Origin of the sequence: Sphingobium olei, from assembly GCF_042678845.1 — a bacterium.
GTDB classification, from domain to species: Bacteria; Pseudomonadota; Alphaproteobacteria; order Sphingomonadales; family Sphingomonadaceae; genus Sphingobium; species Sphingobium olei.
In genome coordinates this window covers 16086-32644 of sequence record NZ_JBHTLS010000005.1, presented here as the reverse complement: position 1 = coordinate 32644, position 16559 = coordinate 16086, and the positions used below count along the sequence as shown (strand labels likewise).

The following is a 16559-nucleotide window of genomic DNA, read 5'->3' as shown; positions in this document are numbered from 1 at the left end:
TCAGCTCTTTGTCGTGGGGCCAATACCGAGGTCGGCAGGGCCAAAGGCATAGGGAAGCAGGTCGGCGACGCGAAGGTCGAGGATGCGGTCACCACTGGGAGTCGAGCAGTAGATGGAAAGGGTGCGCCCGGCCATCTGTTCGGCTTCGTTCATGATCTGGCGGCAGCGGCCGCAGGGGGTGACGAGCGCCTGTTCCTCGGCGTCTATCGCACCCCCAACGACTGCAACTGCTTCCACATCGGCAAGGCGGCCCCGCGCGTTAACCGCTGCCAGTGCCACCGTTTCAGCGCAGAGCGACAGGCCATAGCTCGCATTTTCGAAATTGCACCCGACCACGAAGCTGCCATCGGTCAGCCGGACGGCAGCCCCGACTGCAAACCGGCTATAAGGCGCATGTGCGTTGGCCATGGCCTCGCACGCGGCGGCAATCAACTGTCTCACTCGTTGTTCATCACGCATCAGGGCGCCACCACATTCCATCGCACCGGGCCGTTGGCTCCGTCGATATGTCGCATGTCCGTGGCTGTCCACATCACCCATGATCGCGACGCATAATCGGGCGGAAAGAAGTTCGCGTCCAGCCACAATGTCCGGTTGATGCCCGACCCGACGTCGTAGACCTCGTCGAAATCTTCCGTGACGTTGAGCAGCACGGGCTTTCCGGCATGGCTCTCGACCAAATTGACCAGCGTGTTGAGGTCAGAGAGCAACTGGTCGCGCCGCGGGCGTGTGCCGCAGGCAGGATCGAAGGCCAGGCGGATGGCGGGCGGCAAGGCGGCGTTGTCCCGCGGCACCGTGGTCATGAACGTCGTTCCCTGGTCGGTCGGACTGCGGCAAAGGCTGTAGTCCATCAGTGCGCCATATCGTATGCCCACGCCTCGCGCGCCTCGCCAGTTGGCGGCAAAGGTCGGATCACGGCCGCCATTGCGGCCAGTTGCGCCGATATAGGCAAAGTCCGCGCCTTGTGCTGCCAGCGTTCCCCAATCGACATGGCCATTGCCGCCGTCGATGGTCACGCCTTGTACGGCGTAGTCGGCTCGGTCCGGTGCCCATGCGCGAGTATAGAGCCACAGCGCCGCAATCAGCACCGCGATCACCGCCAGTCCCGCCCCCATGCGGACCAGCATGCCCCCGAATGTCGTGACCCTGATGAGCCTACCCCTTGATGTGCAACACGCAGATCAGCGTGAACAAGCGCCGCGCCGTATCGAAATCCACTTCTATCTTCCCTTCGAGCCTCTCTCTCAGCAGCTCGGCAGCCTCATTGTGGATGGCTCGGCGCGCCATGTCGACGGTTTCAATCTGCTGGGGCGAGGCGTTGCTGATGGCCTGATAATAGCTGTCGCATATGGCGAAATAATCGCGGATCGGCCGACGAAAGCGGCCAAGACCCAGGATGACCGCTTCCAGAGCGCTGCCGTCTTCCCGGCTGATCTCTATCACCAGCCGTCCTTCTTCTACCCGAAGCAGCACCTTATACGGGCCCGCATAGCCATCCGCATGAGAGCGCTGCGGTGCGAAGCGGTTGTCTTCGAGCAGATCGAAGATCGCGATCCGCCGCTCCTGCTCGACATCCGCATTCCGCCACAAAATCGTGCGCTGATCGAGCTGAATGTCTATGATGCGGGGATCGGCCATGATGGAGCGATCAGTCAGTGGGACGGTGCGCCATGAAATGCAAGTGGGACTTATCCACAGAAAGCTTTCCTCCGGCCCCCTTGCGCGCGCGGGTGCAGGGGAGGAAAGAGAGCGCATGGTCGAACTTCTGAAAATCACGCCGCCCGAGGCGGGGGGCACTGAATTGCCCCGCAATGTCGAGGCGGAGGCCGCGCTGCTTGGCGCGATCATGATCGACAACCGCATTGCGGAAGACGTGCAGCTCAAGCTCAAGGCGGAGCATTTCTTCGAGCCGCTGCACGGGCGGATCTATGACGCGATCATGCGACTGTTGGACAAGGACATGGTCGCCAACCCGGTTACCATGAAGCCCATGCTGGAGCAGGATCCGGCGTTGAAGGAATTGGGCGGTGCTGCCTATCTGGCGCAACTGACCGGCAACGGCGCCGCGCTGATCGGCGCGCGCGATTTCGCCAGCCAGATCTACGACCTTGCCCTGCTGCGACAGCTGGTCAGTGTCGGCAGGGAACTGGTTGAAAATGCTCTAGATACCAGTGAGGACGTCAACCCGCGCGAGCAGATTGAGGCAGCCGAGGTCGCGCTTTACAAGGTATCGGAGGGCGAGGGCGAAACAGGATCGGTCAAGAGCTTCCTGGCAGCCTCCACCATGGCGGTGCAAGTCGCCGAGCGTGCGCTGAACAGCGGCGGCCATGTCTCCGGGATCACGACGGGCATCAATAGCCTCAATGCCAAGATCGGCGGTCTGCACAATTCGGATTTGATGATCCTGGCCGGCCGTCCGGGCATGGGCAAGACCTCGCTCGCCACCAACATCGCCTATAATGCCGCCTCCCGCTGGGTCCGGGATAATGCCGACGGGATTCCGCCCGAAAAGAATATGGGCGCGAAAACCGCTTTCTTCTCGCTCGAAATGTCCGCCGATCAGCTGGCGACCCGCGTCCTTGCCGAGCAGTCGGGCATCAGCGGCGAGGCCCTGCGCATGGGCAAGATCAGCCGCGCCGATTTCCAGAACCTGTCGCGCGCGGCGCGCGACTTGCAGGAACTGCCGCTCTATATAGACGATACGCCGGGCCTCACCATCGCGGCGCTGCGCACCCGCGCCCGCCGATTGAAGCGTCGTCATGACATCGGCTTCATCGTCGTGGATTACCTCCAGCTGTTGCAGGGTACAGGGCGCGGCAACGACAATCGTGTCAATGAAATTTCCGAAATCTCGCGCGGTCTCAAGACGTTGGCGAAGGAACTTCATGTGCCGGTGCTGGCGCTGTCGCAGCTAAGCCGCGCAGTGGAGCAGCGCGAAGACAAAAGGCCGCAACTGTCAGACCTTCGCGAATCCGGGTCGATCGAACAGGACGCCGACATGGTCTGGTTCGTGTTCCGAGAGGATTATTATGAAGCGGCAAAGGAGCCTAAGGTGGAAGACGAAGCCGCCTATGCCGCGTGGCGGGAGAATATGGATCGCATCTACGGCAAGGCGGAAGTCATCGTGGCGAAGCAGCGTCATGGCTCCACGGGACGCATCCGTATGAAGTTCGACGCGAAGATCACGCGTTTCTCCGACCTTGCCGATGACGGCTATGAGGATTTGAGCTACGAATGAAGGCAAGGCCATTCCCCGGTGGTGCCGGGGAATGGCGGTTGTCAACCCTGCGCCGCCCTGGCGCGATCGGCGACACGTTTTTCCAGCATCGACAACGGCATCGCGCCTTCCTCAAGGATGGCGTGAAACTGCTTGATATCGAACGATTTTCCAAGTTGCGCCTGGGCGGCGGTCCGCGCCTTGGCCCAGACTCCATGTCCGACCTTGTAGCTGGTCGCCTGTCCCGGTTGAGTACAATAGCGCTCGACCTCCCGCTGGCAGCGCGGGCGGGCGAACCCGGTGGTCTGGACCATATAGTCCGTCGCCTGTTCGCGGCTCCATTTCTTGGCGTGAATACCGGTATCCACAACGAGGCGCGCGGCGCGGAACAGGAAGGACTGGAGGTAGCCGGCGCGGTCCAGCGGTGTCGCATAACCGCCCAGCTCGTCGGCCAGTTGCTCGGCATAGAGCGCCCACCCTTCGGTATAGGCACTCATGAAGGCCGTTTTGCGCAGCATAGGCACGTCGCCCGCGGTCTGCGCCGTCGAAATCTGAAGGTGATGGCCCGGCACGCCTTCATGGTAGGTGAGCGAGGGCAAGCCATATTTCGGCCAGTCGCCGACATCCTTGAGGTTGATGAAGTAGATGGCGGGCCGCGACCCATCGAGCGCGGCGCGGTTATAATAGCCGTTCGACGCGCCATCCTGAATTTCCACAGGCACCGCCCGGATTTCCAGCGGCGTGTCGGGGATGGTGGCGAAGGCCCGCGGTAGCTTCGCCCGCATTGCGTCGACGTCGCGATTGAGCTGCGCCAGCAGTGCCGCCCGTCCTTCCGGACTGTCGGCGTAAAGCTGCGAGGGATCGACGTTGAGCGCGGCAAGCCGTTCGCCGATCGTGCCACCACTGCGTCCGGCACCCTTGAGGATGGCGTCCAGTTGCGCGCTGATGTCGGCCACCTGCTCAACACCCATGGCGTGAATCTGGTCGGCGGTCAGGTCCGTGGTCGTCGCCTGTTTGAGCGCCGCCGCGTAGATTTCATTGCCGCGGGGCGTCCGCCATACGCCGTCGCCGGCCGCGGTCTTGCCTTTCAGCGCTTCAATGGCGGCGATCTGCTCGTCCAGCGCTGGATAGATCGCCTTTTCCACGATCGCTGTCGCCTGCGCCTGCCAGTCGCCGGCGATATTCTTGGCGGCCGCGCGTTTCATCAGCGACTGCACGATGGAGCTGTCCGCCGCAGGCTGCCCGCGCAGTTTCTTCAACTGGCCCAACGTCAGATCGAGCGACCAGCCAGGCGCAAGATAGCCGCGCGCGGCCTCGTCTCGCTGCAGCGCCGTATCGGTCCGCAAATTGCGAGCGAGGGCGTTGAGTCGGGCAATATAGGCATCGCAATCGGCTGCCGCGTTGATCGTGTGCGCGGTGTTGAGGAAGTCGGGCGTCTGGAAATAGCTGCCGCCCTGTTGGAAGATGCGATAGGGGCGCTGGACGCTGTTGAGCCCGAATTTGGCGGGCACGGTCTGCTGATCCAGCGAATAGAGGATGACGTCCAGGTTGAGCCGCTGTGCGTCCGAAAGGCGTGCGTTCTTGTAGCCGTCCAGTTCCTGCAGAGCCGCCTGAGCGGCCGCCACCTTCTTCATCGTTCCGGATTTGCTGTTGTCGTCCAGCTGGCTCTTGGCTCCGGCGCGCCCGCCCTTGTCGAGCCCGAGGCTGGTGACCATCGTGGGAGACAGGTCGAGCTGCCGTTCGAAAATGGCGGCGAAGGTTGCCGATAGCCGCGCGTCGTCCGCGCCGGCGGTCTGGGCAAGGGCGTGCGGCATGGCACCCGCTATCGCAACCGCGCCGGTGCTGGTCAGAAATTGGCGGCGATCCATGGGCGACTCCCTTATGTCTTTGGAAACAGGGAGCGAGTCTATCGCGCGTCCGCCATGGTCCGTCCAGCACCTTGCAACTCTATTGCGAAGCCTGAATGGATTGGCCGATCAGAATACCGGCTGGTTTGCCGGGTCGTCAGGATCGACTGGGGTAATCGGCGTGACGGGAGAATGAATACCGCACTCCACCTTGTCCCAGCCGCGCCACCGTCCCGCACGCGGGTCTTCGCCCGGCAGCACTTTCGACGTGCACGGCTCGCACCCGATCGACAGATAGCCCTGCGATTCCAGCGGGTGGCGGGGCAGGTCATGTTCGGTGAACCAGGCTTCCAGGTCGGCCTTCGTCCAGTCGCCGAGCGGATTGATCTTGAGGCGCCCGTCCTCGACCTCGAACCGGGGAAGGTTCTGCCGCGTCACCGATTGAAAGGCTTTCCGTCCGGAAATCCAAGCGTCCAATCCGGCCTTCGCCCGCTTCATGGGCTCGACCTTGCGAATCTCGCAGCAGCCATCGGGGTCGTAGGACCAGCGCAGCCCCGTTTCGTCCTTTGCGGCGATGACTTCGGGAATAGGCGAAACCGTGCGGCTGTTGGTGAAGCCTAGGCGCTTGATCAGAAGATCCCTGTAGTTCAGCGTTTCCGCGAACATCTTGAGCGTATCCACGAAGATCACGTCAACCGTCGGATCAGCCTTCGCCACGAGATCGAGCAGCACGGCGCTTTCGGTGCCGAACGAGGACACGACCCCAACCTTGCCGGCCAGACCTTCGGCAAAGACAGTCTTCAGCATGGTGAGGGCATCCACGCCTTCGAAGCGCGCGTTCAACGCGTCCGCATCCGCCTGAGTGAAGGCAGGGCGGGCATCGATGACGTCGATCCGGCGGGCAGGATCAGCCATTGATTTTCTCCGGATGGCGTTTGGCCCATACGGGCTGACGGCCATCGATGCTTTTCTGATAAACGTCGGCGTAGCGGCTGAGCGCACGCGCCACCGCTTCATCGTCCAGCGCCTTGTCAGGATGGAAGCTGTCGAAGCCGCAGCGGCGCATGGCGTTGAGCTGATCGACCAGCACGTCGCCCACCGCGCGAAGCTCGCCCTGATATCCCGCCTCGCGCAGGATACGGGCAGCGGAATAGCCACGACCGTCACCGTAAACGGGGAAGTTCACCTCGACGAGCGAAATCCGGTCGAGATGCGGCAGCAGTTCGCGTGCGTCCTCGCCCGGCTCGATGCGAACCGCAGTGGCGTTGGATTGCCCGGTAAAGGATTCGACCGTCACCGCCGGTTCCTGCGCCGTTTCGCCATCGCGGAAGGACAGGAACTCAACCATAGATCGCCTCCTTGAAGGGCTTCATGCCGATGCGGCGGTAGGTGTCGAGGAAGCGCTCGCCCTGTTCGCGCTGGGCGAGATAGATGTCTGTCACCTTCTCGATCGCATCGACCACCCCGTCTTCGGAGAAGCCAGGTCCGGTGATCTGGCCGAGCGACGCGTCCTCCGCACCCGATCCGCCGAGCAGCAGCTGGAAATTCTCCACGCCCTTACGGTCCACCCCCAAGATACCGATGTGGCCGGCATGATGGTGGCCGCAGGCGTTGATGCAGCCGCTAATCTTGAGCTTGAGCTCGCCCAATTCCGCCTGCCGCTCCGTATCGGCGAAACGCCGCGCGATTTTCTGCGCCAGCGGGATGGAGCGCGCATTGGCCAGGGCGCAATAATCCAGCCCAGGGCAGGCGATGATGTCGGTGATGAGGTCGAGATTGGCTTCCGCCAGTCCCGCATCGTCCAGCGCCTGCCAGATGGCGTGGAGATCCGCCTTCTTGACGTGCGGCAGGACGAGGTTCTGCGCATGAGTGACGCGGATCTCATCGAGTGAATAGCGTTCGGCCAGGTCCGCCATGAGCGCGATCTGATCGGCCGACGCGTCGCCGGGGATGCCGGTCAGCGGTTTCAGGCTGATGTTGACGATCGCATAGCCGGGCACCTTGTGCGCCGCGACCTGACGGTCCACCCACAGAGCAAAGGCAGGGTCGCTCCGGTCGATATCTTCCGCAAGTCCGGTTTCATAGGCGGGCGGCGCGAAGAAAGCGCGAATGCGGTCGAGTTCCTCAATGGGCGGGTTGAGCCCCAAGGTCCGCATGTGCGCGAACTCTTCCTCGACCTGGCGCTTATATTCCTCGACCCCTAGTTCGTGGACCAGGATCTTGATCCGGGCCTTGTACTTGTTGTCGCGGCGGCCATGGCGATTGTAGACGCGCAGACAGGCCTCCAGATAAGAGACAATCTCATCTTCGCCCACAAAGTCCCTGATAAGCGGGGCCACCATGGGGGTCCGTCCCATACCGCCGCCGGCATAGACTTCCGCGCCGATCTGGCCGTCCCGCGCGACGAGCTTCAGGCCGATGTCGTGCAGCCGCATGGCGCTGCGATCTTCATCCGATGCGATCACCGCAATCTTGAACTTGCGCGGGAGATAGGTGAATTCCGGGTGGAAGCTGGACCATTGGCGCAGCAGTTCGGCCCAGGGGCGGGGGTCCGTTACCTCGTCGGCAGATACGCCGGCATATTGGTCCGACGAGATATTGCGGATACAATTGCCGCTGGTCTGGATCGCGTGCATCTCCACGCTTGCCAGTTCCGCCAGGATGTCGGGCGCGTCGGCCAGCTTGATCCAGTTATATTGGAGGTTTTGACGCGTCGTGAAATGGCCGTAGCCCCGGTCATATTTTTCCGCGATCTCGCCCAGCTTGCGCATCTGCCGAGCGGACAGGGTGCCGTAGGGAATAGCGACGCGCAGCATATAGGCGTGCAATTGAAGATAGAGGCCGTTCATCAGGCGAAGCGGCTTGAACTGATCTTCAGTAAGCGCCCCCGACAGGCGGCGCTGCACTTGATCGCGAAACTCCTCCACCCGTGCGTCTACCATCGACTGGTCATAGCTGTCATAACGATACATGGCTCAGATCACCCAATTGCCGGCATCGGCGTCGTTCGGTTTGATGGTCAGGTCGGGGCGCACGGTCGGCCCCAGCGCGCGAATGCGGTCCTTGATATGGGCCGGCCGAATGCCCTGTTCGGTGAGGGTGGCGTCGATCACATAAGCGCCAACGACGCGCAGCGCTGCTTCCTCCGACCGCGCCAGATCGTCGCCATGCTGCCCGACATCGACGCCGTCATTCACCTGGCGCGACCAGCCATCGCCTGCCCACCAGATGACGTCCCCCGTCACCAGATCATTGCCGGTCAGTATCTTCACGAACCTATCTCCGAACCAAATTCCTGCGACCAGCCGGTCAGAACATCCTGCGCGATGGCATGGGCTGCGACCTCGCCGACCACGATCAGCGCCGGGCTCTTTACCTGCTCCCGCTGCACCATGTCACCAAGATCGGCGAGCAGCGTGCGAAGCGACCGCATGTCGGCCCGCGCACCATTTTCCAGCACGGCGACCGGTATCGACGGCGATACCCCATCGGCAATCAACTTGTCCGCGATGTCGGCCGCCGTCGCCACACCCATATAGATGACGAGGGTACGGCCTTTCCCCGCCAGTCCAGACCAATCCTGTTGACTAAGGCCCTTGCACTGACCGGCGACGAAACTGACTGCGCTTGACGCCTGCCGGTGCGTGAGCGGGAGCTGAGCCTGCGCCGCGGCCCCCATCGCCGCGCTGATGCCCGGCACGATTTCGACCGGTACGCCGGCCGCTCGGCAAGCGGCCGCTTCTTCGCCGCCGCGCCCGAATATGAAGGGGTCGCCACCCTTCAGGCGAACCACCTTCCGCTGCTCCCGCGCCAGTTCCACGATCAACGCGTTGATCGCTTCCTGCGGCATGGAATGGCGGCTTCGCTGCTTTGCCACGGAAATGAGATCGGCATCGGGCGATGCCAATGCCAATATCTCCGCCGAGACCAGGCCATCATGAACGATCACGTCCGCCGACGCGATCAGGCGCGCGGCCTTGATCGTCAGCAGGTCCGGATCGCCGGGGCCTGCGCCGACGAGAAAGACTGTAGCAGGTGCAATATCAGCCATGGTTGCCACATGGCGAAAGCGGCGGGGCAGTTCAATTCAGAATGGGTATGGCGGCGGTAAGGAAAAGTTTTGGCCTTCAATCGCCCATGGCGCTGACGTCTATGTCCTTCAGGCCCAGGCTGATGGCTGCGCGTGGAGTCTCGATCTCGGCGGACACTACCGGATAGGCGCAATAGTCGGCGGCATAATAGGCGCTGGGCCGGTGATTTCCGGATATCCCAGTACCCCCGAACGGGGCGTTGGACGCCGCGCCGGTGGTAGGGCGGTTCCAGTTGACCAGTCCCGCGCGAACGTTCGACCAGAATTGATTATATTGTTCCGGCGAGCCGCCAATCAGCGAAGCGGAGAGGCCATAGCGCGTATTGTTCGCTTCCTCGATTGCCGTGTCGAAGTCGGAGACGCGGATGACCTGCAGCAGGGGGCCGAAAAGCTCCACATCGGGCCGCTCCTTCATTGCTGTCACATCGATGATCGCCGGTGATAGGAAGGGGAGCCCCTTTTGCGGGCGTACCATATGCTTGATCGGCTTGCCGCCGTTGCTCATCAGGTAGAGGAAGCTCTCGGTGAGGCCATCCGCCGTCTGATTGTCGATCACCGGCCCCATATAGGGTGCCGGATCGGCATGAGGATGATCGACGATGAGCCGGTCGGCCAGTTTCTTGACCTCTGGAATGAGCTTGTCCGCGATGCTGTCCTTGACGATCAGCCGACTGGCGGCGGTGCAGCGCTGACCGCTGGTCATGAAGGCGGACTGGACTACGATCGTCGCGGCGGCATGAAGCTCCGGCGTTTCCCAGACTATGATCGGGTTGTTGCCACCCATTTCCAAAGCCAGGATCTTCGCGGGCTGCCCTGCGAATTGGCGGTTGATGGTGATCCCGGTCTGCGCGGAGCCGGTAAAAAGTATGCCGTTCACATTGGGATGGACGGCCAGGGCCTTGCCGATTTCGGGGCCGCCCTGCAGGAGCCTCATCGCCTCTGCGGGCACGCCGGCCTCATGATACAGACCAACCAGCATCTCACCCACCGCTGGCGTCTTTTCCGATGGTTTGAAGACCACGGCATTACCGGCCAGCAAGGCGGGGATGATATGCCCGTTTGGCAGGTGCGCGGGTGAATTATAGGGACCGAGTACCGCCATGACGCCATGGGGCTTGTGTCGCACCGACTGACGCGCGCCCAGATTGGCTTCCAGGCGACGTTGGCCGGTGCGTTCCGAATAGGCTGCAACGCTGATATCCACCTTGCCGATCACCGCGGCGACTTCGTTGCGGGCGTCCCACAACGGCTTTCCGGTTTCGCGCGCGATCAGGTCAGCCAAAGCCTCTTCGTGGCGGCGCACGACGTTGACGAACCGGCGGAGCGTCTCGATCCTGTACGCGATGGGCTGGGCTGCCCATTTCGGCCACGCGCGTGTTGCACGGTCGACCTCTTGGTCCACATCTCCCGCTTGGCCCTGCCATAACAGGGTGCCGGTCGCAGGTTCATGGGACAGCAAGTCAGCGGGCATGGGCCTGATATGGCGGAAAATAGTTAAAGATAAAATGACCGTCCGGGTCGCCCGAAAATGCAAAAAGGCTCTTCATCGACATGAAGAGCCTTTTTACTTGAGATTTAGTGCGGATTAGTCGCCGCCATTATCCTTTACACCAACGGTCGGGACATCGATCTCTTCCTTCTTGGTGCCGACGACCACTGCCTTGGAATCCACGTCCACCTTGGGCAAATCGCCGCCTTTGACGCTCACCTCGGGCATATCGCCGCCCTTCACGTCTGCCTTCCAGAAACCGGTGGCGAACAGCAGGCCAACGACCGCAAGTGCCAAGATTGCGATAATAGCGATGGTGCGTCCAGCGCCACCCCGCCGCACAACGACGCGGTCTGCATAGGGATCGTTACGTACATCAACCATGACACTCTCCTACCCGTTTCAAGCGTTTGGAACGGGCGCGGAGCGCTATTGTTCCTTCCACCAGTCGAGACGGACGGGCGAGGATCGGCAGCCCTCAGGGTAAAGCTGGTACAGCGCCGAGCGCGTCGCCCATGCGCCGCACGGCCGCCACCTTGTGATGCAGTGGAGACCAATCGTCCCGCTCGTCGATCGCGCTCCAGATCGCTTCCACTTCATCGATATGCATGGAGCAGGGCGTGTGATCTGACCAGTAGGGATGATCCCGCGCACCCGCGCAGGGGGTGAACTCTGCCATGGCGTCCCGGAGTGCGCTCCATGCAGCATCGCCATAGGCAGCGGAATCCAGCGGATGTCCGCCACGCCAATCATGAAAGAAGCGGTCGATCGGCGTGTCCGTCAAAATCATGCCGCGAACGGCTGCCTCAGTCATCCCGCCAGCGTCGCCGCCTGCCACACCAAGCCGCCAGCAAAAGCGACGCTGAAGGGCGTCGGCATAAAGCGACGGAAAGCGCTCAAGGCTCTCGACCAAGGGTTCGGCTTCCGTGATCGTTCGCAGGCTGACGGCTAATTGCGCGATGTTCCAATGGATCGCTTCGGCCTGCCGCCCAAAAGCGTACAGCCCGGCGTGATCGAAGTAAGCCGCGGTGAAGCCCGGATCCCAATGCGGTGTAAACCGCCACGGACCATAATCGAAGCTTTCGCCTGTGACATTGATATTGTCACTGTTGAGCACGCCATGGACGAAGCCCGCCACCATATAGCTGGCCGCGAGATCGGCTGTGCGCTCGACAACATGGTCCAAGAGTTGCGCCGCCGGATTGTGTCCTGGATGCTGCCCGTAAAGACGGGTCAGGCTGTAATCCACGAGACGCTCAAGAAACGGCCCGTCACCATGGAAGGCCGCACGCTGGAAGGTGCCGATGCGGATGTGAGAGTGACTCAACCGGACCAGCACCGTCCCACGGGTGGGCGACGGCTCGTCGTTGCGCTCCAGTGACTCGCCGGTCTCTATAAGGGACAAGGTTTTGGATGTGTTGACGCCCAGCGCCTGCAGCATTTCGGTCGCCAGTATCTCACGAACGCCGCCCTTTAGCGTCAGCCTGCCGTCGCCGAACCGGCTATAGGGAGTCTGGCCCGATCCTTTGGTGCCCAGATCGAGGAGCCGGCCTTCTCCATCCCGCAATTGCGCGAACAGGAAGCCGCGCCCGTCACCGATGTCGGGATTATAGTGACGGAACTGATGGCCGTGATAACGCAAGGCCAACGGCTTGGGCAAACTGCCCTCCAGCGGCGAAAAACGCCCAAAATGAGCGATCCACTCCCTATCGTCCAGGCCTTCCAGCCCGACGGATGCAGCCGCTGCGTCGTTTCGATACCGCAGGATCGTCTGCGGGAACGTCGCAGCCGCGACCGGCGCTGCGATGTCGGGCATCAGCGCATCGATTTCGGTCGCCGGGCGGTAATTGGCGGCTTGCAGGGTCTGGCTCATACGGCGATATGGGGTGTGGGCATCCGAAGGATCAAGCTTGAGCGGCTATAAAGACGGATATTGGTGGTCGCCTGATGGCCTGCGGCTTCATTACCGGGACTATGACGGTGGTGACGACAGCCGGCCGCCCTTGCTCTGCCTGCCGGGGCTGACGCGCAACGCACGCGATTTCGAGCCATTGGCTGCCCGACTTGCGGGTTCGTGGCGGCTCATCTGCCCCGATATGCGCGGGCGCGCCGAGAGCGCCTATGCCAAGGACGCGATGACCTATGTCCCGCTGGTCTATCTTCAGGACATCACCCGCCTGTTAGCGGACTTGGCCATTACGCGGTTCGTCGCGATCGGCACCTCACTGGGTGGCGTCATCACGATGTTGATCGCCGCCACGCATCGGGAATGGCTAGCCGGGGCGCTGCTCAACGATGTGGGCCCGGTGCTGGATGAGGGCGGGCTGGCGCGAATCCGGTCTTATGTGGGCGTGGGACAATCGCACCCGACTTGGGTTCACGCGGCGCGCGCCCTGGCGGACGCGAATGGGGACGTCTACCCCGGCTATGATCTTGAAGACTGGCTGGCCATGGCGAAGCGGCTCTATCGCCTGAACAGCGGGGGGCGGATCGTGCTGGACTACGACATGAAGATCGCCGAGCCGATCCGCGCCATGGGCAGCGAAGCAGGGGTGGACATGTGGCCGGTGATGCAGGCGTTTCGCGACATCCCGACGCTGCTGCTGCGGGGCGCGCGATCCGACCTGCTGAGTGATGCGACCGCGCGCCGGATGGCGTCTGAGATCGGCGACAGCGCCGAGCTTGTCACCGTGCCGGAGGTTGGTCACGCACCCACGCTGGCCGAGCCGGAAAGCGCGGCCGCCATCGATCGGCTGCTGGCGCGCGTGCTGCATGGCTGAACAACCCTATATTCTCCACGTTCACGGCAGTTTCTCTCTCGGCGGCAAGGAGGCTCGGGCGGTTCGCTTGATGAACGTCTGGGGAGACCGGTTGCGGCACAGCATCATGAGCGCCGATCCCGAGGCGATGAGCGCGCGCGACGCGATCGATCCCGCCGTACCGGTTGATTTTCCGGAAGGTCCATCCTTTGCCGGCAAGCCCGGGCTTGCGCGCTATCGCGACATCCGGGCTTTCCTGCGCCGCTATGACCTAGTCCTCACCTACAATTGGGGCGCGATGGACGCGGTCATGGCTCATCGCCTGGCGACAAAGCAGCGCGGCTTGCCGCCCCTGATCCATCATGAGGACGGCTTCAATGCCGATGAAGCCAATGGCCTGAAGACCAAGCGAAACTTGTTCCGCCGCGTGGCGCTGCAGTCGGCGCATGGCATGGTGGTGCCCTCCGCCAGGCTGGAAGAAATCGCGCGCGCAATCTGGAAGCAGCCGGCGGACAAGCTGCACCTCATCCGCAACGGCATAGATGTCGCTTCCTACGCCCGTACGCCAGCGAGCGACGCCATCCCCGGCCTCATTCGCTCGCCGGGCAAACTGCTGGTCGGAACCTTAGCGGGATTGAGGGCGGTCAAGAATATCCCGCGCCTGGTTCGCGCGGTCGCGCCGCACCGTAACCGGCTGCAGCTGGTCGTCGTAGGGGAGGGGCCGGAGCGGGAAGCTATCCTTGGAGAGGCTGCCGCGTGCGGGCTCAGCGACATCCATATGGCGGGCTTCATGGATCGGCCCTGGCGTTTCATGGGACTGTTCGACATTTTCGCTCTCTCGTCCGACAGCGAGCAATTTCCTATCTCGCTGGTAGAGGCGATGGCAGCCGGCCTACCTGTCGCGTCGATGGATGTCGGCGACATCGCCAACATGGTGGCGCCGGAAAATTGCCCGTACATCGTTCAGGACGAAGCGGGACTGGCGAATGCGCTGGCGGAGATGGCCGAGAGCGCCGATCTCAGGCTCCGCTTGGGCAAAGCAAACCGCTTCAGAGCCAGCCGGGATTTTACCGAAGCCGGCATGCTCGAGGCATATGCCGCGCTCTACGGACAAGCTCTGGCCAGCCCCATGATTTTGCGATAGGGCGCGCGAAAATTCGTCATGGTCGACAAATGCTGCTATAGGCGTGCCTTTATCCGGTCGCGAGGCCGGGCTGTTGTTGCAGGAGAAGTCGTTGTTCAAGGGGTTGAAGCCCATCGTCTATGGTGGCCGCGAAGTGTGGCCGCTCGTTGAAGGCGGAAAGGGCGTTGCGGTTTCCAACCATGCGAGTTCGGGTGCGTGGGCCGCGGCGGGCGGCATCGGCACGGTGTCAGCCGTGAATGCGGACAGCTACGACAGTTTCGGCAACGTCATTCCGCAAATCTACCATGGTCGCACGCGTCGTGACCGGCATGAGGAACTGATCGCCTACGCCATCGACGGCGCGGTTGAGCAGGTGAAGCGCGCGTTCGAGATTGCTGGCGGCAAAGGCGCGATCAACATCAACGTGCTGTGGGAAATGGGCGGGGCGCAGCGCGTCCTGCACGGCGTGCTGGAAAAGACGAAGGGCATGGTCTCGGGCGTCACCTGCGGCGCGGGCATGCCCTATAAGCTCAGCGAAATTGCTGCATCCTATGGGGTGTCCTATCTTCCCATCGTCTCGTCAGGACGCGCCTTCCGCGCCTTGTGGAAGCGCGCTTACTCAAAGGCTTCGGAATGGCTGGCCGCAGTCGTCTATGAGGATCCGTGGCTTGCGGGAGGACATAACGGCCTGTCGAATGCCGAAGACCCCCACGCGCCGCAGGATCCCTACCCCCGCGTCCGTGACCTGCGCGCCACAATGCGCGAAGGCGGGATTTCGGACGATGTGCCCATCGTGATGGCTGGTGGTGTCTGGCACCTGAAGGACTGGAACGACTGGATCGACAATCCTGAACTGGGCGCGATCGCCTTCCAATTCGGTACCCGGCCGTTGCTTACGCAGGAAAGCCCCATACCGCAATTGTGGAAAGAACGGCTGATGCAGCTGGAGCCGGGCGATGTCCTGCTTCACCGCTTTTCGCCTACCGGCTTCTACAGTTCCGCGATCCGGAATCCGTTCCTGCGGCAGCTGGAAGCGCGTTCGGAACGCCAGATTCCTTTTAGCACCGAGCAGGCGGGCGATCACACCCATCAATTGGATGTGGGCGTGAAGGGCAAGAATTTTTGGGTTACGCTGGGCGACCTCACGCGGGCGCGCGAGTGGGTGGGACAGGGCTTCACCTCAGCGCTCAAGACGCCGGATAACACGCTCGTCTTCGTCAACGAGGAGGAAAAGGCGGAAATCCGGAAGGACCAGACCGACTGCATGGGCTGCCTGTCGCAATGTGCCTTCTCCAGCTGGATGGACAGCGAGACCAATTCGACCGGCCGCCTTGCCGATCCGCGGAGCTTCTGCATCCAGAAGTCGCTCCAGGAAGCGGTGCATGGCGGGGATTTGGACAAGAACCTGCTTTTCGCCGGACATGGCGCATACAAATTCAAGCAGGACCCCTTCTATTCTAATGGGTTCGTGCCGACCGTTAAGCAATTGGTCGATCGGATACTGACGGGCGACTGATGGCGGCGGACATTCAGGGACTGGCGGTGCTTCATTATGGTGCCGCGGATTTCGACATTGTGCGGCCCGGACAGTTCGTGCTGTGCGCCGTGTCCGGCGCGCGTATCGACCTTGAGGATCTGCGTTACTGGAGTGCGGAACTGCAGCAGGCCTATCGCGGACCGCAGGAAGCCACGCAGGCTCTGGTTCGCAATTCGGCAGGCTGAACGGCAGGCAGCTCGCACAGGCACTTGCAATGTTGCGAATATTGAACTTGCAACTTTGCAATTTTTGTTTTGCTCAAGCTGCGCTATCTTTCTTTGCGAGGTGACGAAGAGCACCCGCATGTGGAAGGATGGTGCCCGATGTCCCGGATCGATATCTTCGGCGATCGTGTTTGCATAGTTTCAAGCCTGCTCATCGTCGGCTGGTTTCTCTACAGCATCATCGCCTGAGTAGGTCGGTCGGCCCGATCCTGTTGCCGGCGTGCAAGCCCGCCTGCTCTGCTCCCAAGCAAAGCTATTTGGACTTCTCCCGAG

The 16559-nt window shown here is 62.2% G+C and carries 17 protein-coding genes; 5 read left to right on the top strand and 12 right to left on the bottom strand.

Going from position 1 to position 16559, the window contains the following annotated elements:
- Genes ACFQ24_RS00250 through ACFQ24_RS00240 form a run of 3 tightly spaced genes read right to left on the bottom strand, consistent with a single transcriptional unit; the run spans position 1 to position 1638 of the window.
- Positions 1-441 carry a cytidine deaminase gene (locus tag ACFQ24_RS00250; RefSeq protein WP_380908197.1) on the bottom strand — a complete coding sequence of 147 codons (441 nt, stop codon included), beginning with the start codon at positions 439-441 and terminating at the stop codon, positions 1-3.
- Positions 442-458: 17 nt separating this feature from the next.
- Positions 459-1127 carry a GH25 family lysozyme gene (locus ACFQ24_RS00245; protein WP_380908195.1) on the bottom strand — a complete coding sequence of 223 codons (669 nt, stop codon included), beginning with the start codon at positions 1125-1127 and terminating at the stop codon, positions 459-461.
- A gap of 28 nt (positions 1128-1155) precedes the next feature.
- Complete coding sequence (locus tag ACFQ24_RS00240) at positions 1156-1638, bottom strand: UPF0262 family protein (RefSeq protein WP_380908193.1); 483 nt, start codon at positions 1636-1638, stop codon at positions 1156-1158.
- A gap of 115 nt (positions 1639-1753) precedes the next feature.
- On the opposite strand from ACFQ24_RS00240, the gene ACFQ24_RS00235 reads away from it, so the two are divergent.
- On the top strand, positions 1754-3238 hold the full coding sequence (locus ACFQ24_RS00235; protein ID WP_380908191.1) for a replicative DNA helicase: 1485 nt from the start codon (positions 1754-1756) through the stop codon (positions 3236-3238).
- A 41-nt stretch (positions 3239-3279) separates the two neighbouring features.
- Here ACFQ24_RS00235 and ACFQ24_RS00230 read toward each other — a convergent pair whose 3' ends face one another.
- From ACFQ24_RS00230 to ACFQ24_RS00190, 9 genes are all read right to left on the bottom strand, one after another.
- Entirely contained in the window at positions 3280-5085 is a 1806-nt protein-coding gene (locus tag ACFQ24_RS00230; RefSeq protein ID WP_380908189.1) for a DUF885 domain-containing protein, read from the bottom strand.
- A gap of 108 nt (positions 5086-5193) precedes the next feature.
- A complete protein-coding gene (locus ACFQ24_RS00225) occupies positions 5194-5979 on the bottom strand; it encodes a phosphoadenylyl-sulfate reductase (RefSeq protein ID WP_380908187.1) in 786 nt (261 codons plus the stop codon).
- Entirely contained in the window at positions 5972-6412 is a 441-nt protein-coding gene (locus ACFQ24_RS00220) for a DUF934 domain-containing protein (RefSeq protein WP_380908185.1), read from the bottom strand. Before ACFQ24_RS00220 ends, ACFQ24_RS00225 begins: the two co-directional genes overlap by 8 nt.
- Positions 6405-8036, bottom strand: coding sequence for a nitrite/sulfite reductase (locus ACFQ24_RS00215; RefSeq protein ID WP_380908183.1), 1632 nt, complete (start codon positions 8034-8036; stop codon positions 6405-6407). Before ACFQ24_RS00215 ends, ACFQ24_RS00220 begins: the two co-directional genes overlap by 8 nt.
- 3 nt (positions 8037-8039) lie before the next feature.
- On the bottom strand, positions 8040-8336 hold the full coding sequence (locus ACFQ24_RS00210) for a DUF2849 domain-containing protein (protein WP_380908181.1): 297 nt from the start codon (positions 8334-8336) through the stop codon (positions 8040-8042).
- Positions 8333-9115: a uroporphyrinogen-III C-methyltransferase gene (gene cobA / locus ACFQ24_RS00205; protein ID WP_380908179.1), complete on the bottom strand. Its 783-nt coding sequence runs from the start codon at positions 9113-9115 to the stop codon at positions 8333-8335. The genes ACFQ24_RS00210 and cobA overlap by 4 nt, the downstream gene beginning before the upstream one ends.
- Before the next feature lie 76 nt (positions 9116-9191).
- Entirely contained in the window at positions 9192-10625 is a 1434-nt protein-coding gene (gene astD, locus ACFQ24_RS00200) for a succinylglutamate-semialdehyde dehydrogenase (protein WP_380908178.1), read from the bottom strand.
- A gap of 114 nt (positions 10626-10739) precedes the next feature.
- Positions 10740-11027, bottom strand: coding sequence for a hypothetical protein (locus ACFQ24_RS00195; protein ID WP_380908176.1), 288 nt, complete (start codon positions 11025-11027; stop codon positions 10740-10742).
- Positions 11028-11121: 94 nt separating this feature from the next.
- Complete coding sequence (locus ACFQ24_RS00190; protein WP_380908174.1) at positions 11122-12516, bottom strand: protein adenylyltransferase SelO family protein; 1395 nt, start codon at positions 12514-12516, stop codon at positions 11122-11124.
- A gap of 37 nt (positions 12517-12553) precedes the next feature.
- Here ACFQ24_RS00190 and ACFQ24_RS00185 point away from each other — a divergent pair, with 37 nt between their 5' ends.
- The 4 genes from ACFQ24_RS00185 to ACFQ24_RS00170 all read left to right on the top strand — a co-directional run bounded on the left by ACFQ24_RS00185 (position 12554) and on the right by ACFQ24_RS00170 (position 16247).
- A complete protein-coding gene (locus ACFQ24_RS00185) occupies positions 12554-13423 on the top strand; it encodes an alpha/beta fold hydrolase (protein ID WP_380908172.1) in 870 nt (289 codons plus the stop codon).
- Positions 13416-14546 (top strand): glycosyltransferase, encoded by a 1131-nt coding sequence (locus tag ACFQ24_RS00180; protein WP_380908170.1) that lies wholly within the window; start codon positions 13416-13418, stop codon positions 14544-14546. The genes ACFQ24_RS00185 and ACFQ24_RS00180 overlap by 8 nt, the downstream gene beginning before the upstream one ends.
- Before the next feature lie 91 nt (positions 14547-14637).
- Complete coding sequence (locus ACFQ24_RS00175) at positions 14638-16041, top strand: NAD(P)H-dependent flavin oxidoreductase (RefSeq protein ID WP_380908562.1); 1404 nt, start codon at positions 14638-14640, stop codon at positions 16039-16041.
- Positions 16041-16247: a DUF2093 domain-containing protein gene (locus ACFQ24_RS00170; protein WP_380908168.1), complete on the top strand. Its 207-nt coding sequence runs from the start codon at positions 16041-16043 to the stop codon at positions 16245-16247. Before ACFQ24_RS00175 ends, ACFQ24_RS00170 begins: the two co-directional genes overlap by 1 nt.
- Positions 16248-16559: the final 312 nt, after the last annotated feature.